The sequence below is a fragment of the Nonomuraea salmonea genome, assembly GCF_042428605.1.
GTDB classification, from domain to species: domain Bacteria; phylum Actinomycetota; class Actinomycetes; order Streptosporangiales; family Streptosporangiaceae; genus Nonomuraea; species Nonomuraea salmonea.
On the sequence record NZ_JBHMCF010000061.1, the window covers coordinates 1 to 24,473 of the forward strand.

Below are 24,473 nucleotides of genomic sequence, written 5' to 3' on the forward strand. Positions count from 1 at the left end.
TTGTCGATCTACGACACACCGAGCGATCGCCACTCAGGTCACTTCTGAAACACGACCTAGCGTCAGGACAGGCGGCGCAAGCGGCCGGTGGCCAGGGCCATGGCGGCCTCGTGCACGTCGGCGTGGATGTCGAGGACGTCCCACACCCCGGTGAGCTGCAGCATCCGGGCGGGCAGGTCCTGCACGGCGGCCAGGTGCAGGGTCCCGCCCTCCTGACGCACGTCGGCGTCCACCCGCAGCAGCACGTGCAGGCCCGTGCTGTCCATGAAGGTCAGCCCGTCCAGGTCGAGGATGAGCGGCCGGCCGGGCATGCGCTCGCGGCCGACGAACGACTCCAGGTGGTCGGCGTTGGTGGCGTCCAGCTCGCCGGACACGGCGATGAGCACGCCGAAGGTCGAGGGCCGGCGGTGGACGGCGAGAGGAGACACCTCGGTCTCGCGAGCGGTGTTCAGCGGACCGGGAAACGAGCGTGAGCGGCGAACACGGAAGGGGACCTCCAGGAGAACACGGCACTGACGCGGCGGCTGCCGCCTCTGTCTATGACGCTACGGCCGAACCTGGTTACAGGAAAGGCTTTTCGTCATAAGATCTTTGCCACAAGGGTTCTCGTACCGCCCCCACCAGGCGGAGAGGTCGCAGGAGAGGCATTGAGCGCCGCGGACAACCGGCCGTCCACCTGGACGTTCCTCACCCACCACGCCCGCGTGCTGGTGGAGATCTCCCGCGACCCCGAGCTGCGGCTCAGGGACATCGCCGAGCGGATCGGCATCACCGAGCGCGCCGTCCAGAACATCGTCTCCGACCTCTACGAGGCCGGCTACGTGCAGCGCGAGCGCATCGGCCGGCGCAACCACTACCGGCTCAACCTGGAGCAGCACTTCCGCTATCCGACCGAGGCCGGCCTGCCCGTCCGCCTGCTCATCGACATCCTCATGGATCACGACCTGAGCGAACCCGAGGGTTGACCCTGACCCTGCGTCAACCCTGCACCATGGTCGCCACCACGACCACGATCAGGGGGACGCCATGGGATTCGATCACGCGTACTGGCAGGACCGGCTCGACACGCTGCGCGCCCGCCACCACGTGCCGGGCGCGACGCTCGCCGTGCTGGCCGGCGGCGAGCTGCACGAGCTGGCGAGCGGCGTGCTGCACCGGGGGACCGGCGTGGCGGCGACCGCCGACTCGGTGTTCCAGGCCGGCTCCATCGCCAAGGTCTACACCGCGACGCTGGTGCTGCAGCTCGCCGACGCCGGGCTGCTGGACCTGGACACGAGGGTGGCCGACGTGCTGCCCGGCTTCGCCGTCGCCGACCCTGACGTCACGCGCGGCGTGACGATCGGGCAGCTGCTCACCCACACCAGCGGCATCGCCGGCGACTTCACGCTCGACACCGGCCGCGGCGACGACTGCCTCGCCCGTTACGTGGCGGCCTGCGCGGAGGCGGGCCAGGACTGCCCGCCCGGCACCGTCATCTCCTACAGCAGCACCGGGTACGCCCTCCTCGGCCGCGTCGTCGAGGTGCTCACCGGCCGGACCTGGGACGCGGCACTGCGCGAGCGGGTGCTGGAGCCGCTCGGCCTGGAGCACACGATGACGCTGCCGGAGGAGGCGCTGCGCTTCCGTACCGCGATGAGCCATCTCGGCGAGCCGGGCGCGTGGCCGGAGCCCGCGCCGGTGTGGGACCTGCTGCCCCGCTCGGCGGGGCCGTCGGGGCGCGTTCTCGCCACCGCCGGCGACCTCGTCCGGTTCGCGCGGGCCCACCTCGACGGCGGTACGCCCGTGCTGTCGGCCGGATCCGCCGCCCTCATGCGCAGCCGGGCCGTCGAGTGCCTGGACACGTGGTCGTTCATGGCCGGCGCCTGGGGGCACGGGTGGGCGCTGTACGACTGGGACGGCGTCACCGGCTTCGGCCACGACGGGGCGGCGCTCGGCCAGTTCTCCTACCTGCGGGTGGTGCCCGGCAGCGGGGTCGCCGCCGCGCTGCTGACGAACGGGGGCCGGGCGGGCGAGCTGTTCGCCGGCCTGTTCCAGGAGCTGCTCGGCGAGCTGGCGGGAGTGCGGATGCCCGGCCTGTTCGCGCCCGATCCGCGCCCGGCCGAGATCGAGATGGGGCCGCTGACCGGCACGTACGAGCGGGCCGGCGTGCGCATCACGATCATCGAGCGGGACGGACGGCCGCGCGTGCGCTGGCAGCTCACCGGCGGCAACGCCGGCTTCGCCGCGCCGATCGAGGCCGACCTGGTGCCGGTGTCGGACACCGTGCTCGCCATGCCGGGGCTCGGGCCGGTCGCCGTGCCGTGGCTGCCGCTGGTGTTCGGCACGCTGCCCGACGGCACCCCGTACGTCTACACCGGCATGCGGGCGGCCCGCAAAGTCGGGTGATGGGAGACTGGCCGGATGCTGACCATCGGTGAGCTGGCCTCGTACGCGGGGGTGACCGTGCGGGCCGTGCGCCACTACCACGCCAAGGGCCTGCTGCCGGAGCCGCGCCGCGACCGCTCCGGCTACCGCAGGTACGACGCCGCCGCCGTGGTCGAGCTGATCAGGATCAGGACGCTGGCCGAGGCGGGGGTGCCGCTGGCCCGCGTACGCGAGCTGCTGCGGGCCGGCGACGAGGAGTTCGCCGCGGCGGTCGCCGACATCGACCGGCGGCTGCGTGCCGAGATCAGGCAGCGGCAGCGGCACCGCGAGCGGATCGCCCGGCTCGCGGCGGGCGACAGCCTGGCGCTGCCGGCCGGCGTGGTGGCCGTCCTCGACCGGTTGCGGGCGCTCGGCGTGGACGAGCGGATCGTGCGGGTCGAGCGCGACGGCTGGATCCTGCTGGCCGCGCACTCACCGGAACGGGTCGAGCGGTGGACGGCGCGCAAGCGCGAGCAGCTCGCCGATCCCCGGCTCATCGGCTTCTACCTCGCCCTGGGCCAGGCGCTCGATCACACCGGCGACGATCCCCGGCTGGTCGCGGTGGCCGACGAGCTGGCCGGCTTCATCGCGGAGCTGGCCGGCGAGCAGGGGGCCGAGCATCTCGGCGAGGGCGGGCTCGAACCGCAGCTCGTCCATCTGATGGACACGCTGGCCTTCGACGCGGCGCCGCCCGCCCGCCGGCTGATCGAGCTGTTGAAACGGCGCGGCTGGACCGGCTGGACCCGGCTGGAACGCGTGCACCCACCCGGAGACGACACCCCGGGCTGAGCGGCCTCCCCTGGCCGCGTGCCTCGTGTCAGACTGCCGGTATGACGCACATCCACGACGAGGACCCGGCCTGCGACGTCGCCCACGGCGCGAGCCCCGCTGAGGAGGCCGGCCGGACACTGGTCGCCGTCTTCGCCTCCCCCGTGGCCGGGCATCTGCTGCGGTTCGGGGACGAGCTGGGCTTCCGTACGGTGCTCTTCGAGCCCGACCCGGGGCGGCATCCCGGCGACCGTCCCGCGGTGGCCCGGCTGGACGACGTCATCGACGCCACCTGCGACGTCGTGCTCACCGACCACCACCGCGACGAGATCGGGCCTGTCCTGCGCGACCTGCTCAAGTCCCCGGCCCGGTGGATCGGGATCATGGGCAGCCCGCGCCACGAGGGCCCGCACGTACGGGCGCTGACCGAGCTGGGCGTGGCGCCGGAGGAGATCGCCAGGGTGCACAGGCCGATCGGGCTCAACATCGGCTCGCGCACCCCTCCCGAGATCGCCCTGGCGACCGTGGCGGGGCTGATCGCCGACCGCAACGGCCGCCCTGGTGGCTTCACCTTCTGACTTCTGGTCGCCGGCGGCGCTCACTCCGACAGGGCCGTGCGCAGCTGGGTCAGCACGGCCCGCAGGATGCGGGAGACGTGCATCTGGGAGATGCCGAACTCCTTGGCGATCTCCGACTGCGTCATGTTGCCGTAGAAGCGCATGAGCAGGATGTTCTTCTCGCGGGCCGGCAGGGCGTCGATGAGCGGCTTGACCGCGTGCTTGTCGAGCAGGGTGTTGAGCGACTCGTCCTGCGCGGGCAGGAAGTCGCTCAGCTCGGCCGCGTCGTCGTCGCCGCTGTTGACGGGGGCGTCCAGGGAGAGCGTGCTGTACGCGGTGGAGGCCTCCAGGGCGAGCAGGACGTCCTCCTCCGAGATGCCCATCTTCGCGGCCAGGTCGGCCACGGTCGGGGAGTGGCCGAGGGTCTGGGTCAGCTCGGCGGTCGCCTTGTTGAGCTCGATGCGCCGCTCCTGGTAGACGCGCGGCACCCTGATCGCCCACGTACGGTCGCGGAAGTGGCGCTTGACCTCGCCCATCATCGTGATCATGGCGTAGCCCCTGAACTCGTGGCCGAGCTCGGGGTCGTAACCGTTGACGGCCTTCATCAGGCCCACGTACGCGGCCTGGCGCAGGTCCTCCATCGGCTCACCGCGGTAGCGGTAGCGGCGGGTGACCTCGTTGACCAGTCCCTCGTGCATCTCCACCAGGCGCTCGCGAATGCGGACGGCGTGCAGTTCGGAGATCTGGGGGTCGGCCAGCTCGGTGAGGAGCTCTTCGGCGGTGAACTGCTCGAGTGCGGGGTTCAGGACGGGCATCTGCTGCTCCAGAAGGTGCGGCGGCCTCGCCTGAGAACACAAAAAGCCCAGGCAGAGGCACGCTTAGTTCGCGTGTTACGAAGCCCTCTGCTGGACTTCGAGATCAAGGATGCCCGCAAATCCCCCGCCCATCACCCAAAAATGGTAACGAAAAGGTCACGACTAGGTCTCCGTCAAGACTCGGCCAGGTGGGAGCGGGTGGGCGGCCCGCGCCGGCGGGAGTGGGAGGCGGAGGGCTGGGGTGGATGCCGGGGTGCGAGGGCGCGGGCGGGCGTGCGGCGGCCCCGGCGTAGGGAGGGGGTTTGGCGCCGCCCCCTTCCCGTGCGTGAGCAGAGGGGCGGCGCCGCACGGTGTTGTTCCCTGAAGCACCAAGGCTCACACCAGCCACGCCCGCTTATTGACAAGATTTTCGCCAAGAAGTAAATGATCTTGGGAGAAATGCCCGGAATATCCGGAATGGCAATCCTCCAAGAGCCCTCCGCGAGGAAGGCGAAAGAAATTCATAAACGCCACCGGAGGGCGTACGGAATGGCGATGAATGTGAATGACATTCAACGATGACGCATTCCCTGGGATTGGCGTTGAAGAAATGCCGTTAAGGGGTCCACGCCATTTGCAGGGATGCTACGGTTTGTACCTGATCCCGTGCGGACAGTACCGCGCGGCACATCCCGGACAAAGGCTTGCCGTCCCCCGCATCGGCAGGTTGATGCGCCTGCGGTGCCTGGCCGTCAACACCCCACGAGGACCTGATTGATGTCAGTACACGCCTCCAAACGCCCGCGGTTCCAGACCTCGCCCATGGGGCGGGCCCTGCTGTACTTTCTTGCGGCGGCGCTCATTTCCAGCACCGCCTGCGGCTGGCTCATCACCCGGATCCCCGCGGAAGGCAAGACGCTCGTGGGAGTGGGCAGCGGCGGCGCCGTCGCGCTGTTCTCGATCGCCGTCGCGGTCGCCGCCTATTGCTCGACGACCGCACGCGAGTCGCGCGACCGGCTGCGCCGTACCGACGCCGCCACGAGCCTGCTGCAGGAGGAGCTGAAACGCCTGACGCACGAGATCCTGCCCGCGCTCGGCCACCGCATCAGGAACGGCGCCACCGTGCCAGGGGTGCTCGCCGAGATGGGCCAGCCGTCCCACCCGGCCACCCAGGCGCTGGTGCAGTCGCTGGCGCAGACCGTGGAGGGAGAGCGGCAGCGGCGGGCCGCCGCCGTGGCCGCGTGCACGGCCATGGAGGCCGAGCTGGGCAGGCTGGCGGACGAGCAGCTGCCCGCCCTGCTCGCCCGGCTGCACGCGGGCAAGGGCGTGGGCGAGCCGGCGCTGCCCGACGAGCTGCAGCCCAGCCAGAAGGCCGTGCAGCGGCTGTGGGAGGAGATCGCCCGCGAGCTGGAGGACGGCAACCGCCAGGGCGCCGCCGCGATGGCGTCCTGCGCCGAGGCCGCCGCCCGCATCCAGGCCCAGGTGACCGGCCTGCTGGGCCGGCTGCGCGAGCTGGAGGACGAGTACGGCGAGCACGAGGCCGTCTTCGCCCACCTGCTGGAGATGGACCACCGCATCTCCCAGATGGGCCGCCTGGCCGACAACATCGCGCTGCTGAGCGGCGGCCGTTCCGGGCGCCGCTGGACCAAGCCCATCCCCATGGAGAGCGTGCTGCGCGGCGCGGCCGGCCGCATCGGCGCCTTCCGCCGCGTCCAGCTCCACTCCACCAGCACCGCCGCCGTCGTCGGCTACGCCGCCGAGGGCGTCATCCACGCGCTCGCCGAGCTGATCGACAACGCCGCCAAGTTCTCGCCGCCCGGCACCGCCGTGCACGTGTACGTCGAGGAGGAGGACGCCGGCGTGGTGGTCACCATCGAGGACAGCGGCCTCGGCATGCGCACCCGCGAGCGCCGCCTGGCCGAGAGCCTGATCAGCCGCCCCCTCGACCTGGCCACGCTGTCGGGCACCCGGCTCGGCCTCGCCGTGGTGGGCCGCCTGGCCGGCAAATACGGGCTCACGGTCAGCTTCCGCCCGTCGGCCAGGGGCGGCATCGGCGTGGTGGTCCTGATCGCCCGCCAGCTCGTCGTCTACCCGCCGGTCGACGACGACGCGCCGGGCCGCCTCGACCCGCGCGCCGAAGAACCCGTGCCGGCCCGGCACGCCGCGCCGCCGCCCGGCGAGGGGCCGGACGCGTACCTGCCGAAGAGGCCGCGCGGCGGCACCCTCGCCACCGCGCAGCCGCTGCCCGCCCAGCCGCCGGCACGGCTACGCGACCCGCAGGCCGCCGCCGACCGGCTGGCCGCCTTCCGCAGGCAGCGGACGTCCCCGGCGGATGACGACCTGACGTGACGACCCGCCGTACCGGGCCCACCACCCTCACCTCTTCCCCGCAGCCGCGATCACCGATGGGAGGCAAGGGGCACGCCCGCGAGCCCCGCCGTACCGATGAGCTCCAGAGATTCCTTGAGTGCCGCCGAGCACGACCTCGGCTGGTTCCTGGGCGACCTGCGTGACAACACCCCAGGGATCAGGCATGTGCTGGTGCTGTCGCGCGACGGGCTGGCGATGTCCGGCGCGCCCGGCCTCCATCCCGACCAGGCCGACCAGCTCGCCGCCATCGCCGCCGGCATCCAGAGCCTCGGGCTGGCCGCCTCCGGCGAGTTCGGCGACCGCAGCGGGTTCGGGCAGGCGCTGCTGGAGTTCGGCGGCGGCATGCTCGTGGTCGTGCCGGCCGGTGAGGGGGCGCACCTCGCCGTGGTGGCGAGCGACGACGCCGACGTCGGCGTCGTCGCGCACAACATGAACGAGGTGGTCGAGCAGATCGGCCGGCTGCTCACCGCGCCGCCGCGCGAGCCCGCGCACAAGGGCGGTCACGCATGACCGAACGCCGCCCGCCCGGCCCCGACGGCCCTGGCCCGTACCGGCCGGGCGAGCCGGGCCCCGAGGGCCCTGCTCCGTACCGGCCGGGGGAGCCGGGGCCCGACGCCCCCGTCCCGAGGCAGCGCCGCGCACCGGGCGCAGCCGCCGGGCGCGGGCGCGCGCTGGACAAGGAGATCCCCGACCGGCTCTACACCATCACCGGAGGCCGCGCGCACGCGGGAACCGACGCGTTCGACACGGTCACCCTCATCGTCGCCGAAGGCGATCCCCGGCCCGGGATGCAGTCGGAGCACGTTCGGATCCTGCGCATGGCACGGCGGCCGGTGGCCGTGGTGGAGATCTCCGCCCGGCTCGCCCTGCCGGTCAGCGTGGTGAAGATCCTGCTGTGCGACCTGCTGGACAGCGGCCGCATCACCGCCCGGCACCCGGTCGCGGCGCGGGCCTCGGCCCCCGACATCGCAACCCTGGAGCAGGTGCTCATTGGACTCCGCAACCTTTGACGAGCCGGGCACGTCGCTGCCGGCCACCGCGTCCGACGCGTTCAAGATCGTGATCGTCGGCGGGTTCGGCGTGGGCAAGACCACCATGGTCGGCGCCGTGAGCGAGATCAGGCCGCTCAGCACCGAGGAGATCATGACGCAGGCCGCGGCCGGCATCGACGACGTCAGCCGGGTCACCGGCAAGCGCTCCACCACGGTGGCCTTCGACTTCGGCCGCATCACGCTCGACGCGCACCGGGTGCTCTACCTGTTCGGCGCGCCCGGTCAGCAGCGGTTCTGGTTCCTGTGGGACCAGCTGTTCAGCGGCAGCCTGGGCGCGGTCGTGCTGGCCGACACCCGCCGGCTGGAGGACTCGTGGTACTCCATCGACCGGCTCGAAGCCCACCGCGCGCCGTTCGTGGTGGCCGTCAACCGGTTCGGGCCAGGACCAGGGCTCGACCGCATCCGCGACGCGCTGACGCTGCCCGCCGAGGTGCCGCTGCTCGACTGCGACGCCCGCGACCGCGAATCGTGCAAGAACGTCCTGATCACCCTCGTCCGGCACCTGCTGTGCCTGCATGCCCCATCGCCGAGAAAGAGCACGCCGTGACCGACCTTTCCCCGCCCGAGCATTACCCGTCCACCGGCCACAGCGCCGACCCGGTGCTCGCCGCCGGCTACCCCGAGCACGCCGACGCCGTGCGGCTGTACGGGCCGGCCATCGCCGAGGACCCCGGCACGCTCTACCAGCAGCTGCGCCGGCAGGGCAGCGTCGTGCCGGTGCTGCTCGACGGCGACCTGCCGGCCTGGTTCGTGCTGGGCTACCGGGAGGTGCACCACATCACGGCCAACCCGCAGTGGTTCGGCCGCGACTGCCGCCGCTGGAACATCTACGACCGGCTCCCCGCCGACTGGCCGCTGATGCCGTACGTCGGCTGGACCCCCTCGGTCATGTACGCGGAAGGCGGCGAGCATCAGCGGCGGGCCGGCGCCATCGGCGACGCGCTCGACGCGGTCAACCGCATCGACCTGATCGCCACCTGCGAGCAGGTCGCCGACCGGCTCATCGACGCCTTCGCCGGCGACGGCCGCGCCGACCTGATCACCCAGTACGCCTACCAGATCCCCGCCCGCATCGTGGCCCGTCTGTACGGCCTGCCCGACGGCGACATCTCCGCGCTCGTGCAGGACGTCTTCGACTCCCTCGACGTCGGCGACAACGCCGTCACCGCCCACCAGCGCCTGCACGCCAGGATGGCGCAGCTCGTGGCGGACAGGCACGCCCGCCCAGGCCCCGACGTGCCGTCGGTGTTGCTCGCCCACCCGGCCCGGCTGTCGGACGACGAGATCGTCATCGACCTGCTCGTGATGATGGCCGCCGCGCAGGCGCCCACCAGCAACTGGATCGGCAACACGCTGCGGCTGATGCTGGTCGACGACGAGTTCTCGGTCACGCTGCAGGGCGGGCGCAGCAGCGCCGCGCAGGCGCTCAACGAGGTGCTGTGGAAGGACACCCCCACCCAGAACTTCATCGGCCGCTGGGCGGTGCAGGACTGCAACCTCGGCGGGCGCCGCATCCGTAAGGGCGACCTGCTGGTGCTGGGCTTTTCGGCGGCCAACACCGACCCGAACGTGCAGCCGGGCACCCACGGCGACTCCAGCACCAACCGGGCGCACATGTCGTTCGGGCACGGCGAGCACGGCTGCCCGTTCCCGGCGCCGGAGCTGGCCGAGATCATCGCGCGGACGGCCGTGGAGGTGCTGCTGGACCGGCTGCCCGACGTGACGCTGGCGGTGGCGGCCAAGGACCTGCGGTGGCGGCCGTCGTTGTGGATGCGCGGCCTGTTCGGGCTGCCGGTGGTGTTCACGCCGACGTTGCCGCTGGTGCCGGCGGCGGCCGGGCGGCGCGGCGCGTAGCACCGCCCGGTGTCGCGTGATCCGGTGCCGCTCCCGTCAGGCGGCGGGGGTGAAGCGGACCCGCAGCGAGGCCGGGCCGCGGGTGAAGACGCCCTGCTCGCCCGGCTCGGAGTCGCCGGCGAGCCGCAGGTCGGGCATGGCGTCGAGAAGCTGGTTCGCCGCCACCTCGACCTCGGTCTTGGCCAGCAGCGCGCCCACGCAGAAGTGCCTTCCTAAGGCGAACGCCAGGTGCGTGGCGGCGGCCGAGAACGCGGTCGACTCGTCCAGCTCGCGGCGGAAGATGTCGAACGCGTCGGGGTCGGCGTAGTGCTCCTCGTCCCGGTTGGCGGCGCCGATCAGGCACGTCACCGTGCTGCCCGCGGGCACCACCCCGCCGCTCAGCTTCACGTCCTGGGCCGGCTGCCGCATGATCATGTGGACCGGCGGCGAGTGACGCAGCGTCTCGGCGAACGCCCGTGCGATCAGGCTCCGGTCGCGCCGCACCGCCTCGAGCTGGTCGGGATGGCGCAGCAACTGCGCGAACAGGCTGGCGATGCCCTTGTCGGTGGTCTCGCCGCCGGCGGTCAGCAGCAGGCTGCAGAACGCCTTGATGTCCTCGTCGCTCATCCTGGTGCCGTCGATCTCCGCCCGGCACAGCGTGGACAGCAGGTCGTCGCCCAGCTGGGAGCGCCGCTGCCGGACGAGGGGGATCATGTACGCGGCGAACTCCTCACGGGTGCGCAGCCCCCGCTCGGTGACGCCGGGGTCCTGGCTGAGGTTGCCGAGGAAGGCGATGATCGAGGTGTACCAGGCGTGGAAGCGGTCGTGCTCGGCCTTGTCCAGGCCGAGCATGTCGACGATGACGCTGACGGGGAAGCGGGTGGCGAACTGCGCCACCAGGTCCGCCTCGCCCGCGTGCCGGAAGCCGTCGATGAGCTCGCGCGCGTTGCGCTCGATGACCGGCAGGAACGTGCGGCGCAGCTCGGCGCCGCGGAACGCGGGCACCACCAGAGCCCGGCGCACCGCGTGCTCGCGGCCGCTCATCTGCAGGAACGTGCGCCCGTGTACGGGCTCCAGCTGCCAGTCGTAGTTGGCGGTGGTGAACACCTCGTCCTTGAAGGCACGCTCGACGTCCTCGTACCTCGAGATGATGTAGCTCCGCATCCCTTCGTGCCACAGCAGTGGCGCCTCGTTCCGCAGGACGCGGTAGGCGGAGTACGGGTCGGCCATGAACTCCGGGGAGAGGATGTCGGGCGTGTTGACAGGCGCGGTCATGACGCTCCCTCGCTACGCGGTCGGTACCGGCAGGGCCGCCCTTTACCCTAAGTCGCGGCTTCCGTACGGTACAGATCCCCGGGGTGACTCAGGCGCCGAGTTCGAGGTCCTGCCTGATCGCCTCACCCGCCGCGCGATGCTCGGCCGCGGCGGCCGGGTCGCTGTCCGCCAGCACCGCCGCGAGGCCCTCGTGGGCCAGCGCCTCCTTGTGCCGGTGACCCATCCGCGCGGCCAGGTCGAGCGCCTGGCGGTGCAGCCGCAGCGCCTCGCCGGGCAGCCCGGCCTGCCGGCAGGTCTCGCCGTACCCGTCGAGGAAGTGCACCTTCCACTGCTCCTCGAACAGCTCGTCCAGCAGCGCGAACGCCTGCCGGTGGCTGGCCAGCGCCTCCTCGTGGCGTCCCATGCGGCGCAGCGCGACGCCCAGGCAGTTGAGGCACCACGCCTCGTTGTGCCGGTGACCGTCGCCACGGGCCAGGTCGAGCGCGCGGCGCAGGTGCTCGGCGGCCTCGTCGGGCCGCTCGTCGGCCAGCGCCATACCGAGCGTGATGAGCGCGGTCAGCCCGGCCGGCCAGGCGGGGTCGTCGTGGGCGACCGCCAGCACCTCGCGGGCCCGCCTCGCGGCCTCCTCGCGGTGGCCGAGCTGGAGCATCGCCCACGCCTCGTACGCGGTCGCGTGCGCCGCGCCCTCCGCGCAGCCGGCCCGCTCGTACAGCTCGCGGGCCTGCCCGAACAGCGTGAGCGGCGGGTCGCCCCTGCCGTCCTCCCAGCTCAGGTAGCCGCGGCGCATGAGCAGGTCGGCCTGGGAGCGCAGGTCGCCCGCCTGGGCCACCAGGGGCGCCGCCGCCTCGTACGCGGCCGCCGCCTCGGCCATCCGGCCCGCGTTGTAGCGGGCGAAGCCCAGGTCGCTGTGCGCCTCGGCGAGCTGCACCGGATCGCCCAGCCGCTCCGCGGCCGGCACCGCCCGCTCGAACAGCAGGTTGAGATGGGTCGTGCCGCAGCGGCGGGCGAAGAACGCGCGCATGAAGCGCGGCAGTTCGCAGGCGTGGGCGTCGGCGCCGGTGGCGATCGCCAGCTCGAAGGCACCCATCAGGTTGGGGTACTCGGTGGTGAACCAGGCGAGCGCGGCGTGCTTGCCGGTGAAGCGGGGCAGCGCGGCCGGGGGCGGGCCCGCGGTGGCGGGGCGGCTGCCGGAGGCGTACGGCATGGCCGCGTCGGCGGCGGCGGCCGCGTGCACGTAGTAGTCGAGCAGCCGGCGCAGCGCCTGCTGCCGGTCGGCGGAGGAGTCCTGCTCCTCGCAGGCCCTTCGCGCGTGCTGGTGCACCAGGTCGTGCAGGGTGTAGCGGCCGGCCGCCGGCTGCTGGACGAGGTGGGCGTCCAGGAGGTCCTCCAGCATCGTGCGGGCCTCGCGCAGCGGGAGGCCGGACAGCGCGGCGGCCACGTACTCGTCGAAGGACGACCCGGACAGCAGGCCGAGCATCCGGAACAGCCGGCGCTGCGCCCGGTCGAGCTGGCGTACGGACATCGCGAGCGCGGTGTCGAACTCGCTGCCTCCCTCCGCCAGGCGTTCGGCCAGCACTCCCACCGTCCAGCCTGGACGGTGCCGCAGCCGCGCGCCGGCCAGCCGCAGCGCCAGCGGCAGGTGCCCGCACATGCGCAGCACCTCGGCCGCCGATTCGGGGTCGCGCGCCAGCCGCCCGCCGGGGCCGGCCGGGTCGCCGCTGGCGCGGGCCAGCAGCTCTGCGCTCTCCTCGGGCGTCAGCACGCTGAGCGAGACCGGCGGCACCTCCTCCAGGCCCAGCAGCCGGTTGCGGCTGGTGACCAGCGCGACGGACGGGCCCGCGCCCGGCAGCAGCGGGCGTACCTGTTCGGCGTCGGCGGCGTTGTCGAGCACCACGACCGCGCGCAGCCCGGCCAGCTCGGCCCGCCAGCAGGCGGCCAGCGGCTCGATGCCGCCCTCCTGCGGGATCTTCTCCGAGGCGACGCCGAGCGCGGACAGCAGCGTGCGCAGCGCGGGGTCGGGGCCGAGCGGCTCGCGGCCCTCGGTGAAGCCGTGCAGGTCGATGTAGAGCTGCGCGTCCGGATAGCCGGCGGCGAGCTGATGCGCGGCGTGCACCGCGAGGCAGGTCTTGCCGACGCCCGCCATGCCGTCGATGGAGACCACCCGGCCGTCCTCCACGGCGGCGAGCACGGCGGCCAGTTGCTCCTGCCGTCCGGTGAAGTCGGGCACGTCGCGCGGCAGGTCGTTGCGCGGCGGCTGCGGGGCGCCGGCGGGCGGTGCGGGCGGCTGCACCTGGCGGGTGGCCTTCGGCGGGGCGGGCAGCGGGCTGGTGGCGCGTTCCCACAGCGGCCGGAGCTGGCGCGGGTCGCGCTTGACCAGCCGGCACAGCTCCACCACGGCGGGCCACGGCGGCACCGACTGGCCGGCGAGGTAGCGCGACAGCGACGAGGAGCTGAGCCCGGTGTCGCGGGCGAGCGCGCGCACGCCCCGCTTGGACAGCTCCTGGATGAGCCGCAGCCGGGCGGCCAGCTCGTCCCTGGGGTCCGCCGTCGTCCGCTGATGCACCGTATGGCCGCCTTTCTGTCCCATCGCGCGGCAAATCTAGCGGAACGGATCTCCGCAGGCCAACGCCGCCGGTGCTGTCCCACGGTGTCCCACGGGCATCGTGCCGGGACGCCGGTACGGCTGTGATGGAGTCATCGCCCCGGCCGACCGGGCCGGCAACCGGAAAGGAACCATCATGCAGCCCCGAATGAAGAACCCCGCCTTCGTCCTCCCCGGCGCGACCGACGGCATCCAGGCGCTGTTCAAGGCCGTGCACTCCGGCGGTGTCGACGCGACCACGCTGGAGCTGGTGCACCTGCGGGCCAGCCAGATCAACGGGTGCAGCGCCTGCGTCGACGCCGGTGCGAAGACCGCCCGCAAGGCAGGCGTGGACGAGGACCGGCTGGCCACGGTCGCCGCCTGGCGGGAGGCGCCGTACTTCACCGACGAGGAGCGGGCCGCGCTCGCGCTGGCCGAGGCCGCCACGCGGCTGGCCGACCGGGCCGACGCGGTGAGCGACGAGGTCTGGGACCGCGCCGCCACCTACTTCGACGAGCAGCAGCTCGCCGCGATCATCCTGATGGTCGGCGTCACCAACCTGTTCAACCGGCTCAACGCGAGCACCCGCCAGATCGCGGGCGCGTGGGGCTGAGCCTCCATACTGTCCCTCACTTCTCAAAATCGTTCAGAAAGGACCCATCACCATGGCCACCAAGAGCACCACGAGCTACGAAGGCTTCACCGAGGAAGAGCGCGCCGCGATGAAGGAGCACGCGCAGGAGCTGAAGAAGACGGCGCGGCGCGGCTCCAAGGCCAAGGCCGACGGCGAGGCCGACGTGCTCGCCAAGATCGCCGAGTTCCCCGACGGCGACAGGGAGCTGGCCGAGCGCATCCACGCCATCGTCAAGGAGAACGCGCCGCACCTGACCTCCAAGCTCTGGTACGGCCAGCCCGCCTACGCCAGGGACGGCAAGGTCGTCTGCTTCTTCCAGCCCTCGTCGAAGTTCAAGACCCGCTACTCGACCCTCGGCTTCAACGACGCCGCGACCCTCGACGACGGCGTCATGTGGCCCTCGGCCTACGCGCTGACGGGGCTCGACGCCGGCACCGAGGAGCGGATCGCCGAGCTCATCCGGCGCGCGGCCGGCTGACCCCCCCGCGAGCGGCCCGGCTCGTGCGGAGCCGGGCGCCGCTCCGCCGGCGGCATCTCAAGGGCTTCCGGCCGGTGGGCGGCTACGGCTCCTGGGGAGCCGTGACCCGCAGGCCGTCGAGGACGACCGTGGTGAGCGGGTCGTCGAAGCGCGAGGCGGGGCGGCAGACGGTGGCGTACAGCACTTCCACGGCCTGCTCGGGGGTGAGGTCGCGGCGCACCGAGCCCTCCTGCTGCGCCCGCCCGGCGATCTCCGCCAGCAGCTCGCTGACCTCGTCCCAGAGCTGCGCGCAGGACGGCGGCACCGGCGCCGACCCGGCGAGCGACGCGATCAGCGTCAGCGGCTGCCAGGCGCAGTAGTTCATCACGTCGAGCAGCAGCGCCCAGTACGTCTCCGGCCGCTCCTCCAGCCGGCCACGGATGTGCGTCCGCAGCCCTTCCAGCGTGATCTCCGCCAGCTCCTCCACCATGGCCCGGCGGTCGGGGAAATGGCGGTAGAGGGTGCCGACGCCCAGGCCGGCGGTCTGGGCGATCTCCTCCATCGAGACGCCGGGCCCGCGCTCGGTGAACAGTTCGAGCGCCGTCATCAGGATGCGCTCGCGGTTGCGCCGCGCATCGGCCCGCATCATCCGTCCATCCCCTTAACGTGAATCCTGGATTCAGGTTAGTGTACCGTGCAAGACCGGAACCGGAATCTCCCCTTCACGTTAGGAACGCCACCATGAAACTGGGCATCGCGCTCGCGACCGGAAGCGCGGACCTGGACACCCTGATGGAGCAGGTGGGCGCCGCCCGCAGGGCCGGGTTCGAAAGCGCCTTCTTCAACCAATATGCCTCGCTCGACGCGATCAGCGTGGCCGCCCTCGCCGGACGGCTGAACCCCGGCATGGAGGTCGGCACCGCCGTCTCCATCACCTACGCCAGGCACCCGTACGCGATGGCCGAGCAGGCCCTCGCCGCGAACGCCATCAGCGGCGGCACCTTCACCCTCGGCCTGGGCCCGAGCCACAAGCATCTCGTGGAGGCCATGTACGGGGTGCCGTACGAGCGCCCGGCCGTCCACGTCCGCGAATACCTCACCGCCCTGCGCCCGCTGCTGCGCGGCGAGCCCGTCGACTTCCAGGGCGAGACGCTGTCGGTCACCGGCCAGATCCCCGCACCCGGCGCCGAGCCCCCGCCCGTGCTGATCTCCGCGCTCGGCCCCGTGATGCTGCGCGTCGCCGGCGAGCTGGCGGACGGCACGATCCTCACCTGGGTGGGCGCCCCGCTCATCGGCGACTACATCGTGCCCCGCATCACCGCCGCCGCCGAGGCGGCCGGCCGGCCCGCGCCGCGCGTGGTCGCCTCCGCCATGGTCTGCATCACCTCCGACCCCGACCGGGTGCGCGGCGAGCTCCAGGCGCAGATGGGCTTCACCGGCGACTTCGCCGCCTACCGCGCCGTGCTCGACCGGCAGGGCCTGTCGGGCGTGCACGAGCTGCTCATCGCCGGGGACGAGAGCGACGTGGAGAAGGGCGTCGAGAGGTTCGCGTCGGCCGGCGCCACCGACCTGGCGATCATCCCGATGGGCACCCCGGAGGAGCAGGCCCGCACCTTCGCGTTCTTCAGCCGCTGACCCCGTCCGCGCGGACGTAGGCTCGCCTCATGGCAGCACCCGGCGTCCGACGGCACGGCACCTGGGAGGTGGCCGCCCCGGCCCGCGCGATCCCCGGCGTCCTGATGGCGGGCTTCCGCGACCTGGCCGGCGGGACGTTCGAGGAGCGCGTACCACCAGGTCCCGCCGTCGCGATCGTGATCGACTGCACCGACGGCAGCCTCGCACCGCTGGCCGGCAGGGTCGAGGGCGGCATCGTCACGGGCCTGGCGCCGGCGCCGGCCCGCATCGCCGGGCGCGGCGTCGACTGCGTCGAGCTGCAGGTGGACCTCGCGGTCGCGCCCGCCCTGCTCGGGGTGCCGCCGGCCGAGCTCAACGGCGCGCCGTTCGACCTCGCCGACGTGTGGGGCCCCGAGGCGGCCCTGCTGCGGGCGCGGCTCATCGAGACCCGCTCGTGGGACGAACGCTTCGCGCTGGTCGGCGCGGCGCTCGCCCGGCGCGACCGGACGACGGCCCGTCTCGACCCCGAGGTGGCCGACGCCTGGCGGCGCATCAAGGCCGGGCACGGGCAGGTGCCGATCGGCGCGTTGCCCGCCCGCTACGGGTGGAGCCGCACCCGGTTCTGGAGCCGGTTCAAGGCGCAGATCGGCGTGCCGCCGAAGCGGGCGGCGATGATCGTCCGCTTCGACCGGGCACTGCGCGGGCTCGCCACCGCGCGCGGCGTCGCCGAGGTCGCCGCCGAGCTCGGCTACACCGACCAGTCCCACCTGCACCGCGACGTGCTCGCCTTCACCGGCCGCACCCCCGGCGCGATCGCCGCCGACCCGCTCTGGTCGGTCGACGGCACCGCCTACACGATCGCCTGAACATTCGTGCAAGACGGCCGCACCGCCGCCCGGCCACGCTGCCGTCATGACATCACCGGCGATCCAGGCCAGGGGCCTGGTCAAGAGATTCGGCGCGCACCGGGCGGTGGACGGCATCGACCTGGAGGTGCCGGCGGCGAGCGTGTACGCCGTGCTCGGCCCGAACGGCGCGGGCAAGACGACCACGATCAAGATGATCGCGACGCTCATCAGGCCCGACGGCGGCACCGCCCGCGTGCTCGGCCACGACGTCGTCACCGAGGCGGCCAGGGTCAGGGAACGGCTCGCGCTCACCGGCCAGTTCGCCTCCCTCGACGAGGACCTGACGGGGCTGGAGAACCTCACCCTGCTCGCCCGCCTGCGCGGCCACCGGGGCAAAGCGGCGAGGAGCCGCGCCGCCGGCCTGCTGGACGCCTTCGACCTGGGCGCCGCGGCCAGGAAGGAGGTCAAGACGTACTCCGGCGGGATGCGGCGCCGCCTCGACATCGCCGCCTCCCTCGTCGTCCGTCCCGGCCTGCTGCTGCTCGACGAGCCGACCACCGGCCTCGACCCGCGTGGCAGGGGCCAGGTCTGGCAGTGCGTCAGGGCACTCGCCGACGCCGGCACCACCGTGCTGCTGACCACGCAGTACCTCGAGGAGGCCGACCGGCTCGCCGACCGCATCGCCGTCGTGGACCACGGCCGCGTCATCGCCGAGGGCACCAGCGGCCGGCTCAAGGCGCTGGCCGGGTCGGGCGCGCTGCGGGTGCGGGTCGCCGACCCCGCCGACCGCGCGCCGGTCGCCGGCCTGCTCGGCGGGCTGCTGGGGGCCGTACCCGTGCTGGAGGCCGATCCGGTCGCGCTGACGCTGCGGGTGGAGCGGCCGGACGCCGTCGCGCCCGCGCTCGCCGCCGTCACCGAGCGGGGCTACGCCGTCGGCGAGTACGCGCTCGCCCAGCCGAGCCTGGACGAGGTCTTCCTCGCCCTCACCGGCAGGGCGGCGGACCGGCCCCTTCCCGAGGAGGCGGCGTGATGGGCGGCGGGCGCCTGCGTTCGTCCGCAGGCCGCGGGATGAGCGCCGCCGGACAGGACGCGCGCCTGGTTGCGGCCGTCGTCCGCGACGCGCCGCCGCCGGGCGCCGGGGCCGGGCCCGTCGCGGCCACGCTGACCTTCACCTGGCGGGCCCTGCTGAAGATCAGGCACGTGCCCGAGCAGCTGCTGGACGCGACCCTCTTCCCGATCCTGTTCACGCTCTTGTTCACGTACGTCTTCGGCGGCGCCATGGTCGGCTCGCCCGAGGCGTACCTGGCGTACGCGCTGCCCGGGATCCTCGCGCAGACGGTCGTGTTCATGACCATGTACACCGCGGTCACGGTGAACACCGACATCGGGCGGGGCGCCTTCGACCGGTTCCGCGCGCAGCCCATCTGGCGGCCCGCCCCGCTGGTCGGCGCGCTGCTCGGCGACACCCTGCGCTACGGGCTGGCCGCCGCGCTGGTGCTGGGCGTCGCGGCGGCCATCGGCTACCGGCCGCCGGGCGGGCTCGCGGGCGTCGCGGGAGCCGTCGCGCTGCTGCTGGCGTTCTGCTTCGCGCTGAGCTGGCTGTGGCTGATCGCCGGCCTCACGGTACGCACGCCTGCCGCCGTCATGGGGGCCTCCACGCTGATCCTGTTCCCGCTGACGTTCGTCAGCTCGGCGTTCGCGCCACCGGACACGATGCCCGGCTGGCTGCGGGGCTTCGTGGCGGTCAACCCGGTGACGCGGCTCGTGGAAGCGGCCCGCGGCCTCCTGGACGGCGCCCCCGACCTCGGGCGGATCGCCTTCGTGCTGGCCGTGTCCGGCGTGCTGACGCTCGCGCTCGCCCCGGTCGCGCTCGCCCTCTACCGAAGAGCGTGACCGGCCGGCGTGCGGCCCGGGTCAGCCGGCGCGGACCTCGGCCATCACGCGGCGCATGTCGGAGATGGCGGTCAGCGTGCCGCGCAGCGTGCCGGTCACCTTGGAGCGGCCCTTGCGCGGCAGGTAGTCCACCTCCACCTCGCCGATCCGCCACCCGGCCGCCGCCGCGCGCAGCACCATCTCCAGCGGATAGCCGAACCGGCGGTCGGCCAGGCCGAGCGCGAGCAGCGCTTCGCGCCTGGCCGCCCGCATCGGGCCGAGGTCGTGCAGCGGCGCGCCGGTGTGCCGGCGCAGGCTGCCCGCCAGGACCGCGTTGCCCAGCCGGGCGTGCGCGGGCCAGGCGCCGGCCTCGCTGGGCACCCGCCGCCCGAGCACGAGATCGGACGAGCCGTCCACGACCGGCGCGGTGACGCGGGACAGCTGGCCCGGGTCGAGCGAGGCGTCGGCGTCCATGAAGCACACCACCTCGGCGGACGCCGCCAGCAGCCCGGCGTGACAGGCCGAGCCGAAGCCGCGTACGGGCTCGCGCACCACCTCGGCCCCCAGCTCGGCGGCGATCTGCGGCGAACGGTCGGTCGAGCCGTTGTCGACGACGATCGGACGGAAGCCGCCCGGCATGCGTTCGAGCACCCAGGCGAGCGCGGCCTCCTCGTTGAGGCAGGGCAGGATCACATCGACGGTCATGACCGCGCGAACTCCTTCATCCCGGCGTCGAATCCGATCTCGGCGCGGAACCCCAGCTCGGCGGCGGCCCGCGCGGGCGAGGCGACGATGTGGCGCACGTCGCCCAGCCGGTAGCGGCCGTTGACCTGCGGGTCGGGCCCGCCCCGCTCGGCGGCGAGCGCGGCGGCCATCTCGCCCACGGTGTGCGGGCTGCCGGAGGCGATGTTCCAGGCGCGCAGCGTGCCCTCGGGGACGGGCGCGGTGACGGCGGCCAGGTTCGCCCTGGCCACGTCGCGTACGTGCACGAAGTCGCGCTGCTGCCGCCCGTCCTCGAACACCTGCGGCGCCCGCCCCGCCCGCAGCTCGGAGCGGAAGATCGCGGCCACCCCCGCGTAAGGGGTGTCGAGCGGCATGTGCGGCCCGTAGACGTTGTGATACCTGAGCGCCGCCGCGCTGCCGCCGGTCTCCCTGGCCCAGTTGGCGGCCAGGTGCTCCTGGGCGAGCTTGCTGGTGGCGTAGGCGTTGCGCGGGTCGGCCGGGGTGTCCTCGCCGACCTCCGCCCAGGTCAGCGGCTCGCCGCAGTGCGGGCACGGCGGGTCGAAGCGGCCCCGCTCCAGGTCCTCGACCGTGCGCGGGCCCGGCCTGACGACACCGTGCGCGGCGCAGGCGTAGCGGCCCTCGCCGTAGATCACCATCGAGGACGCCAGCACCAGCCGCCTGATGTCGTGCCTGGCCATGGCCGCGAGCAGCACCGCCGTGCCGTACACGTTGATGGAGGCGTAGTCGGGCAGGTCGGAGACGTCCACGCCGAGCCCCACCTTGGCCGCCTGGTGCACCACGACCTCGACGCCCGGCAGCAGCTCGTCGAGTGCGCGCGGGTCGCGTACGTCCGTGCCGTCGCTGATGTCCAGGCGGGCGACGTCGTGCCCGGCGTCCTCCAGGGCGCCGGCGACGTGCCGCCCGATGAAACCGGCCGAGCCGGTGACCATGACTCTCACGCCGCCGACGCTAGCCGTCAGCCACTGCGGCGCGACGGCGCGTAAGGGGTTCGTAAGGGTTCTTACGGACCCGGAACAGCAGCCGCGGACGCGTTCCGGCCGCCGCCGCGAGGTGCCAGGCTGCGGCGCGTGAGTCGAAGCACGCTCGCCGCCGGCGCGGCGCTCGCCGCCCTGGCGGCCGTCCTGGTCGTGACGGTCTCGGGGCCGCCCCGCCTGGGCTGGTACCTGGCCGCGTGGGCGCTGTTCGCAGCCGCGCTGTGGGCGGCGCGGCGCCTGCCGGAGCGGCGGCTCGGCCCGCTGGTCCTGGCCGGCGGGATCGTGCTGGCCGCGACCGGGCTCACCGCTCCGCCGAGCAGCAGCACCGACTCCTTCCGTTACGTCTGGGACGGCCAGGTGCAGGCCGCGGGCATCTCCCCGTACGCCCATGCGCCGTCCGACCCGGCGCTGGCGGGGCTGCGCGACCCCTGGTTGTTCCCGAAGGACTGCGAAGGGCTTTATCCGCTGCCCGACGGGGGCTGCACGCGGATCAACCGGCCGACGGTGCCGACCATCTACCCGCCGCTCGCGCAGGGCTACTTCCTGCTCGTCCACTGGCTGTCGCCGGAGGGCTCGGGGCAGCAGCCGCTGCAGGTGGCGGGGTTCCTGCTGGCCGTGGGGGCGCTGGTCGCGCTGCACCGGGTGGCGGGGCCGCGCCGGGCCGCGGCGTGGGCGTGGTGCCCGGCCGTGCCGGTGGAGGCGGTCAACAACGCGCACGTCGACATGCTGGGCGTGCTGCTGGTGGTGCTCGCCTTCAGCGTCGTACGCGGGCGCGGCGCGCTGCTCGGGGCCGCCGTCGCGGCCAAGCTGCTACCCGTCACCGCACTGCCGGGTGCCCTGGCCGGATCCCTGAACTGGCGGCGCGCCCTCACCACGCTCGGGCCCGCCGGGCTGGTGGTGGCGCTGTCGTACGTGCCGTACGTGCTGGCCTCCGGCCCCTCGGTGATCGGCTACCTGCCCGGCTACCTCAAGGAGGAGCGCTACGACGCGGCCGGCGACGGCAACCGCTACGCCGTCCTGCGCCTGCTCCTGCCGGACTCGTGGGCGCCGTACGCGGCGATCGTGCTGCTCGCCGTCGTCGCCCTGCTCGTCCTGCGCCACGGGGACGCCGAGCGGCCGTGGGACGGGGCGCTGCTGGTCAGCGGCGCGTTCCTGCTGCTGCTCACCCCCGGCTACTCCTGGTACGCGCTGCTCGTCGTCGCGCTGGCCGCGATGGCGGGCCGCCCGGAGTGGCTGGGGACGGCCCTGGCCGGCGCCATCGCCTACGCCGACGGCCCCGCCGGGTCCGGCGTCCTCGCCACCGCCTTCTACACCGCGTCCGCCCTGGCCGTCATGGTCGCCCTGCTCGCCAGGCGGCCCGTCCCAGCCGGGCTCTCAGCGAAGGAATGAGTACCCTGAACCACTCCGACACCCCCCGCGAGCCGCACATCGTGATCATCGCCAAGGAGCCGCAGCCGGGGAAGGTCAAGACCCGGCTGACGCCGCCGTACAGCCAGGAGGAGGCGGCGGCGCTGGCCGAGGCCGCGCTGCGCGACAGCCTGCGCGCCGCGTCGGCGGTGGCCGCCCGGCCGGTCCTGGCGCTCGACGGGCTGCCGGGCCGCTGGCTGCCGCCGGACGTCGTGGTGATCCCGCAGCGCGGCGCCGGGCTCGACGAGCGGCTCGCGGCGGCCTTCACCGACGCCCACCGGCTGCGGCCGGGCCCCGTCGTGCTGATCGGCATGGACACCCCGCAGGTCACGCCGGAGCTGCTGCGCGAGGCGGCGTACGCGCTGGAGGAGCACGACGCGGTGTACGGGCCGGCGGCCGACGGCGGCTTCTGGCTGCTCGGCCTGCGCGAGCCCGACCCGTCGCTGCTGCTGGGCGTGCCCATGTCGCACCCGGAGACCGGCAAGCACCAGCTCGACCGGCTCGACCGCGCCGAGCTGAGCGTGCATCACCTGCCCGAGCTGATCGACGTGGACACCGCGGCCGACGCCGCCGTGGTGGCCGCCGCCGCGCCGGGCTCCGGCTTCGCCGCCACCGTCAAGGAGCTGGGCCGATGATCGGGGACCTGTACGCCGACGCGCTCGCGGGCGAGACGGCCGAGATCGAGTACGTGGACGGCACGCTCGTCCCGCTGGAGGCGGCCCGCTGGTTCCGGCTCATCGACGGCGACGAGGAACTGCTGGGCCGCTGCGACAGCCCCACCCTCGACGTGGGGTCCGGGCCGGGGCGGCTGACGGCCGAGCTGACCAGGCGCGGGATCCGTACGCTCGGCATCGACATCACGCCGCGCGCGGTCGCGCTGACCCGGCGGGCGGGCGGGTTCGCGCTGCTGCGCGACGTCTTCGACGAGGTGCCCGGCAGCGGGCGGTGGGCGACGGCGCTGCTGGCCGACGGCAACATCGGCATCGGCGGCAACCCCGAGGCGCTGCTGCACCGGCTCAGGCAGCTGCTGCGTCCTGGCGGCACGATCCTGGCCGAGGTCGCGCCGCCCGGCACCCGCAGCAGGGTGGACCGGCTGCGGGTGCGGCGGGGTGCGCTGGCGGGGGAGTGGTTCGGCTGGGCCACGGTGTCGGCCAACGACGTGCGCCGCATCGCGCTGGCGGCCGGCTTCTCCGGCGCCGAGTGCTGGACGGCCCACGGCCGCTGGCTGGCCCGCGTCTCCTAGCGGTAGCCCCAGGCGGCGGCGTACCTTTCGAGCTTGGGCGGCAGCGTGACGTCGTCGAAGGTGCGGGCGGCCTGGATGCGGCCCGACTTGATGGTGTCGCTGCGGTCGCCCAGGTTCGGCGCGAACTGCCCCTGGTAGTGGCAGCCGTAGTCCAGCATGCCGGGCTCCCACTCCACGTCCAGGTACGCGCAGATCTCCTTGGTCACCTGCTCCGGCTGCGCGGTGAGCTCCTCGTAGCGCACGCTCAGTCCGCCGGCCGTGCTGCGCGCCTTCTCCAGGGGCTTGAAGTACTTGAGCGCGGTGGCCTCCAGCGACTCCCTGGTGGCGGTGTTGTCCTTGCGCTTCTGCAGCGAGGAGATCACGCCCTCCGGGTGGCGCAGCATGAACAGGAACTTCGCCTCAGGCCAGACGTAGCGCAGCCGCTCCCAGATGAAGACGTTGCCCGGCGTCTTGTCGACCATGATGTCCTTGCCGCTGCGCAGCAGCTCCAGGTGCAGGACGCGGTCCCACAGGACGTGCTCCAGCTCCACCCGGTCCAGCTCCAGCTCCTCCATCGACGCCTCGGAGAAGCCGGGCGTCAGCTCCACGCCGATGGTGCGCAGGTGCAGCTCGTGCGGGGCGCGGATGCGGGAGTGGCTGTTCAGCAGCATGCGCAGCAGGGTCGAGCCGGAGCGTACGGGGGCGATGACGAAGACGGGGGAGCGGACCAGCCGCGGCACGGCCGGGACGTTGTAGTCGACGACCTGCGTGCGCTTCGGGGGGCGGCGTGCCTTGAGCCCTTCGGCGAGCCCGGAGTTGGCCGGCTCCGAGCTCGGAAGCTGCCGCGGTGGGCGCAGCGCCTCGCGGAGAAGTCGTGCTCGCCGTTTGAACCCTTTGTGTACGACTCCCATTGCGCGATTTCCTGATCCTTTCACCCCGTGCCCCTGGGCCCGCGCAGGCGTCTGACAGGGGTCACGGCGGCATGGTGACTCCTCGGGGGCTTGTCACCATATAAGGCAAAACTGAGGATTTCCTGCGAAGAAAACCCCCGGTAGAAGCCCTGATGCC

The 24,473-nt window shown here is 73.3% G+C and carries 26 protein-coding genes; 18 read left to right on the plus strand and 8 right to left on the minus strand.

From position 1 onward, the window contains the following. Positions 1-62 precede the first annotated feature (62 nt). Positions 63-428, minus strand: coding sequence for an STAS domain-containing protein (locus tag ACFFR3_RS47380; protein ID WP_364372504.1), 366 nt, complete (start codon positions 426-428; stop codon positions 63-65). Between the two features lie 219 nt (positions 429-647). Here ACFFR3_RS47380 and ACFFR3_RS47385 point away from each other — a divergent pair, with 219 nt between their 5' ends. The 4 genes from ACFFR3_RS47385 (at position 648) to ACFFR3_RS47400 (ending at position 3,749) form a co-directional block, all read left to right on the plus strand. Further along, the gene (locus tag ACFFR3_RS47385) at positions 648-965 is read left to right on the plus strand and encodes a helix-turn-helix transcriptional regulator (RefSeq protein WP_345405835.1); all 318 of its coding nucleotides are present in this window, start codon (positions 648-650) and stop codon (positions 963-965) included. Between the two features lie 61 nt (positions 966-1,026). Beyond that, complete coding sequence (locus ACFFR3_RS47390; RefSeq protein ID WP_379485316.1) at positions 1,027-2,385, plus strand: serine hydrolase domain-containing protein; 1,359 nt, start codon at positions 1,027-1,029, stop codon at positions 2,383-2,385. A gap of 15 nt (positions 2,386-2,400) precedes the next feature. Further along, complete coding sequence (locus ACFFR3_RS47395; RefSeq protein WP_364372511.1) at positions 2,401-3,192, plus strand: MerR family transcriptional regulator; 792 nt, start codon at positions 2,401-2,403, stop codon at positions 3,190-3,192. Positions 3,193-3,233: 41 nt separating this feature from the next. After that, a complete protein-coding gene (locus ACFFR3_RS47400) occupies positions 3,234-3,749 on the plus strand; it encodes an XdhC family protein (protein ID WP_345405847.1) in 516 nt (171 codons plus the stop codon). Between the two features lie 20 nt (positions 3,750-3,769). On the opposite strand, the gene ACFFR3_RS47405 is transcribed toward ACFFR3_RS47400, so the two are convergent. Beyond that, positions 3,770-4,543 carry a SigB/SigF/SigG family RNA polymerase sigma factor gene (locus tag ACFFR3_RS47405; protein WP_345405850.1) on the minus strand — a complete coding sequence of 258 codons (774 nt, stop codon included), beginning with the start codon at positions 4,541-4,543 and terminating at the stop codon, positions 3,770-3,772. A gap of 756 nt (positions 4,544-5,299) precedes the next feature. Here ACFFR3_RS47405 and ACFFR3_RS47410 point away from each other — a divergent pair. The 5 genes from ACFFR3_RS47410 to ACFFR3_RS47430 all read left to right on the plus strand — a co-directional run bounded on the left by ACFFR3_RS47410 (position 5,300) and on the right by ACFFR3_RS47430 (position 9,798). Then, positions 5,300-6,871: a sensor histidine kinase gene (locus ACFFR3_RS47410; RefSeq protein WP_345405853.1), complete on the plus strand. Its 1,572-nt coding sequence runs from the start codon at positions 5,300-5,302 to the stop codon at positions 6,869-6,871. 96 nt (positions 6,872-6,967) lie between these two features. Further along, positions 6,968-7,402, plus strand: coding sequence for a roadblock/LC7 domain-containing protein (locus ACFFR3_RS47415; protein WP_345405856.1), 435 nt, complete (start codon positions 6,968-6,970; stop codon positions 7,400-7,402). 161 nt (positions 7,403-7,563) lie between these two features. Then, a complete protein-coding gene (locus ACFFR3_RS47420) occupies positions 7,564-7,902 on the plus strand; it encodes a DUF742 domain-containing protein (protein ID WP_345409843.1) in 339 nt (112 codons plus the stop codon). Further along, positions 7,883-8,491 carry a GTP-binding protein gene (locus tag ACFFR3_RS47425; protein ID WP_345405859.1) on the plus strand — a complete coding sequence of 203 codons (609 nt, stop codon included), beginning with the start codon at positions 7,883-7,885 and terminating at the stop codon, positions 8,489-8,491. The genes ACFFR3_RS47420 and ACFFR3_RS47425 overlap by 20 nt, the downstream gene beginning before the upstream one ends. Continuing rightward, entirely contained in the window at positions 8,488-9,798 is a 1,311-nt protein-coding gene (locus tag ACFFR3_RS47430) for a cytochrome P450 (protein ID WP_379485317.1), read from the plus strand. Before ACFFR3_RS47425 ends, ACFFR3_RS47430 begins: the two co-directional genes overlap by 4 nt. A 36-nt stretch (positions 9,799-9,834) precedes the next feature. Here the strand turns inward: ACFFR3_RS47430 and ACFFR3_RS47435 are convergent, their stop codons facing one another. Further along, a complete protein-coding gene (locus ACFFR3_RS47435) occupies positions 9,835-11,052 on the minus strand; it encodes a cytochrome P450 (protein WP_345405862.1) in 1,218 nt (405 codons plus the stop codon). A gap of 88 nt (positions 11,053-11,140) precedes the next feature. Beyond that, on the minus strand, positions 11,141-13,615 hold the full coding sequence (locus tag ACFFR3_RS47440; protein WP_379485318.1) for an ATP-binding protein: 2,475 nt from the start codon (positions 13,613-13,615) through the stop codon (positions 11,141-11,143). Between the two features lie 175 nt (positions 13,616-13,790). Here ACFFR3_RS47440 and ACFFR3_RS47445 point away from each other — a divergent pair, with 175 nt between their 5' ends. Both ACFFR3_RS47445 and ACFFR3_RS47450 read left to right on the plus strand, forming a co-directional pair. Beyond that, complete coding sequence (locus ACFFR3_RS47445) at positions 13,791-14,246, plus strand: carboxymuconolactone decarboxylase family protein (protein ID WP_345405871.1); 456 nt, start codon at positions 13,791-13,793, stop codon at positions 14,244-14,246. A gap of 52 nt (positions 14,247-14,298) precedes the next feature. Then, on the plus strand, positions 14,299-14,745 hold the full coding sequence (locus tag ACFFR3_RS47450; protein ID WP_345405874.1) for an iron chaperone: 447 nt from the start codon (positions 14,299-14,301) through the stop codon (positions 14,743-14,745). An 82-nt stretch (positions 14,746-14,827) separates the two neighbouring features. Here ACFFR3_RS47450 and ACFFR3_RS47455 read toward each other — a convergent pair whose 3' ends face one another. Next, positions 14,828-15,373: a TetR/AcrR family transcriptional regulator gene (locus ACFFR3_RS47455; protein WP_345405877.1), complete on the minus strand. Its 546-nt coding sequence runs from the start codon at positions 15,371-15,373 to the stop codon at positions 14,828-14,830. 92 nt (positions 15,374-15,465) lie between these two features. Between ACFFR3_RS47455 and ACFFR3_RS47460 the strand changes: the two genes are divergently transcribed. The 4 genes from ACFFR3_RS47460 to ACFFR3_RS47475 are packed head-to-tail and all read left to right on the plus strand — an operon-like array spanning position 15,466 to position 19,079. After that, on the plus strand, positions 15,466-16,359 hold the full coding sequence (locus ACFFR3_RS47460; protein ID WP_345405880.1) for a TIGR03564 family F420-dependent LLM class oxidoreductase: 894 nt from the start codon (positions 15,466-15,468) through the stop codon (positions 16,357-16,359). A 29-nt stretch (positions 16,360-16,388) separates the two neighbouring features. Continuing rightward, positions 16,389-17,204, plus strand: coding sequence for a helix-turn-helix domain-containing protein (locus ACFFR3_RS47465; protein WP_345405883.1), 816 nt, complete (start codon positions 16,389-16,391; stop codon positions 17,202-17,204). A gap of 46 nt (positions 17,205-17,250) precedes the next feature. Beyond that, positions 17,251-18,216 carry an ATP-binding cassette domain-containing protein gene (locus ACFFR3_RS47470; RefSeq protein ID WP_379485319.1) on the plus strand — a complete coding sequence of 322 codons (966 nt, stop codon included), beginning with the start codon at positions 17,251-17,253 and terminating at the stop codon, positions 18,214-18,216. Further along, positions 18,216-19,079, plus strand: coding sequence for an ABC transporter permease (locus ACFFR3_RS47475; protein WP_379485320.1), 864 nt, complete (start codon positions 18,216-18,218; stop codon positions 19,077-19,079). The genes ACFFR3_RS47470 and ACFFR3_RS47475 overlap by 1 nt, the downstream gene beginning before the upstream one ends. Positions 19,080-19,100: 21 nt before the next feature. On the opposite strand, the gene ACFFR3_RS47480 is transcribed toward ACFFR3_RS47475, so the two are convergent. Then, a complete protein-coding gene (locus ACFFR3_RS47480) occupies positions 19,101-19,763 on the minus strand; it encodes a glycosyltransferase family 2 protein (RefSeq protein ID WP_364374656.1) in 663 nt (220 codons plus the stop codon). Further along, positions 19,760-20,731, minus strand: a complete 972-nt coding sequence (locus ACFFR3_RS47485) for an NAD-dependent epimerase/dehydratase family protein (protein ID WP_446686072.1) — start codon at positions 20,729-20,731, stop codon at positions 19,760-19,762. Before ACFFR3_RS47485 ends, ACFFR3_RS47480 begins: the two co-directional genes overlap by 4 nt. A 138-nt stretch (positions 20,732-20,869) precedes the next feature. Here ACFFR3_RS47485 and ACFFR3_RS47490 point away from each other — a divergent pair, with 138 nt between their 5' ends. From ACFFR3_RS47490 to ACFFR3_RS47500, 3 genes are read left to right on the plus strand one after another with little or no spacing between them, the layout of a single operon-like run. After that, entirely contained in the window at positions 20,870-22,165 is a 1,296-nt protein-coding gene (locus ACFFR3_RS47490; protein ID WP_379485321.1) for a glycosyltransferase 87 family protein, read from the plus strand. Continuing rightward, on the plus strand, positions 22,162-22,818 hold the full coding sequence (locus ACFFR3_RS47495; RefSeq protein WP_345405907.1) for a TIGR04282 family arsenosugar biosynthesis glycosyltransferase: 657 nt from the start codon (positions 22,162-22,164) through the stop codon (positions 22,816-22,818). Before ACFFR3_RS47490 ends, ACFFR3_RS47495 begins: the two co-directional genes overlap by 4 nt. Continuing rightward, positions 22,815-23,426: a methyltransferase domain-containing protein gene (locus ACFFR3_RS47500; RefSeq protein ID WP_345405910.1), complete on the plus strand. Its 612-nt coding sequence runs from the start codon at positions 22,815-22,817 to the stop codon at positions 23,424-23,426. The genes ACFFR3_RS47495 and ACFFR3_RS47500 overlap by 4 nt, the downstream gene beginning before the upstream one ends. On the opposite strand, the gene ACFFR3_RS47505 is transcribed toward ACFFR3_RS47500, so the two are convergent. After that, positions 23,423-24,316, minus strand: coding sequence for a sulfotransferase family protein (locus ACFFR3_RS47505; RefSeq protein WP_379485322.1), 894 nt, complete (start codon positions 24,314-24,316; stop codon positions 23,423-23,425). The two genes, ACFFR3_RS47500 and ACFFR3_RS47505, sit on opposite strands and share 4 nt — an antisense overlap. Positions 24,317-24,473 lie beyond the last annotated feature (157 nt).

Excerpts from the sequence above, each read along its gene's own strand:
- ACFFR3_RS47410 (WP_345405853.1), top strand. The coding sequence starts at position 5,300 with ATGTCAGTACACGCCTCCAAACGCCCGCGGTTCCAGACCTCGCCCATG.
- ACFFR3_RS47405 (WP_345405850.1), bottom strand. The coding sequence starts at position 4,543 with ATGCCCGTCCTGAACCCCGCACTCGAGCAGTTCACCGCCGAAGAGCTC.
- ACFFR3_RS47435 (WP_345405862.1), bottom strand. The coding sequence starts at position 11,052 with ATGACCGCGCCTGTCAACACGCCCGACATCCTCTCCCCGGAGTTCATG.
- ACFFR3_RS47455 (WP_345405877.1), bottom strand. The coding sequence starts at position 15,373 with ATGATGCGGGCCGATGCGCGGCGCAACCGCGAGCGCATCCTGATGACG.
- ACFFR3_RS47445 (WP_345405871.1), top strand. The coding sequence starts at position 13,791 with ATGCAGCCCCGAATGAAGAACCCCGCCTTCGTCCTCCCCGGCGCGACC.
- ACFFR3_RS47475 (WP_379485320.1), top strand. The coding sequence starts at position 18,216 with ATGGGCGGCGGGCGCCTGCGTTCGTCCGCAGGCCGCGGGATGAGCGCC.
- ACFFR3_RS47485 (WP_446686072.1), bottom strand. The coding sequence starts at position 20,731 with ATGGTCACCGGCTCGGCCGGTTTCATCGGGCGGCACGTCGCCGGCGCC.
- ACFFR3_RS47500 (WP_345405910.1), top strand. The coding sequence starts at position 22,815 with ATGATCGGGGACCTGTACGCCGACGCGCTCGCGGGCGAGACGGCCGAG.
- ACFFR3_RS47470 (WP_379485319.1), top strand. The coding sequence starts at position 17,251 with ATGACATCACCGGCGATCCAGGCCAGGGGCCTGGTCAAGAGATTCGGC.
- ACFFR3_RS47390 (WP_379485316.1), top strand. The coding sequence starts at position 1,027 with ATGGGATTCGATCACGCGTACTGGCAGGACCGGCTCGACACGCTGCGC.
- ACFFR3_RS47395 (WP_364372511.1), top strand. The coding sequence starts at position 2,401 with ATGCTGACCATCGGTGAGCTGGCCTCGTACGCGGGGGTGACCGTGCGG.
- ACFFR3_RS47465 (WP_345405883.1), top strand. The coding sequence starts at position 16,389 with ATGGCAGCACCCGGCGTCCGACGGCACGGCACCTGGGAGGTGGCCGCC.
- ACFFR3_RS47450 (WP_345405874.1), top strand. The coding sequence starts at position 14,299 with ATGGCCACCAAGAGCACCACGAGCTACGAAGGCTTCACCGAGGAAGAG.
- ACFFR3_RS47480 (WP_364374656.1), bottom strand. The coding sequence starts at position 19,763 with ATGACCGTCGATGTGATCCTGCCCTGCCTCAACGAGGAGGCCGCGCTC.
- ACFFR3_RS47415 (WP_345405856.1), top strand. The coding sequence starts at position 6,968 with ATGAGCTCCAGAGATTCCTTGAGTGCCGCCGAGCACGACCTCGGCTGG.
- ACFFR3_RS47495 (WP_345405907.1), top strand. The coding sequence starts at position 22,162 with ATGAGTACCCTGAACCACTCCGACACCCCCCGCGAGCCGCACATCGTG.
- ACFFR3_RS47460 (WP_345405880.1), top strand. The coding sequence starts at position 15,466 with ATGAAACTGGGCATCGCGCTCGCGACCGGAAGCGCGGACCTGGACACC.
- ACFFR3_RS47400 (WP_345405847.1), top strand. The coding sequence starts at position 3,234 with ATGACGCACATCCACGACGAGGACCCGGCCTGCGACGTCGCCCACGGC.
- ACFFR3_RS47505 (WP_379485322.1), bottom strand. The coding sequence starts at position 24,316 with ATGGGAGTCGTACACAAAGGGTTCAAACGGCGAGCACGACTTCTCCGC.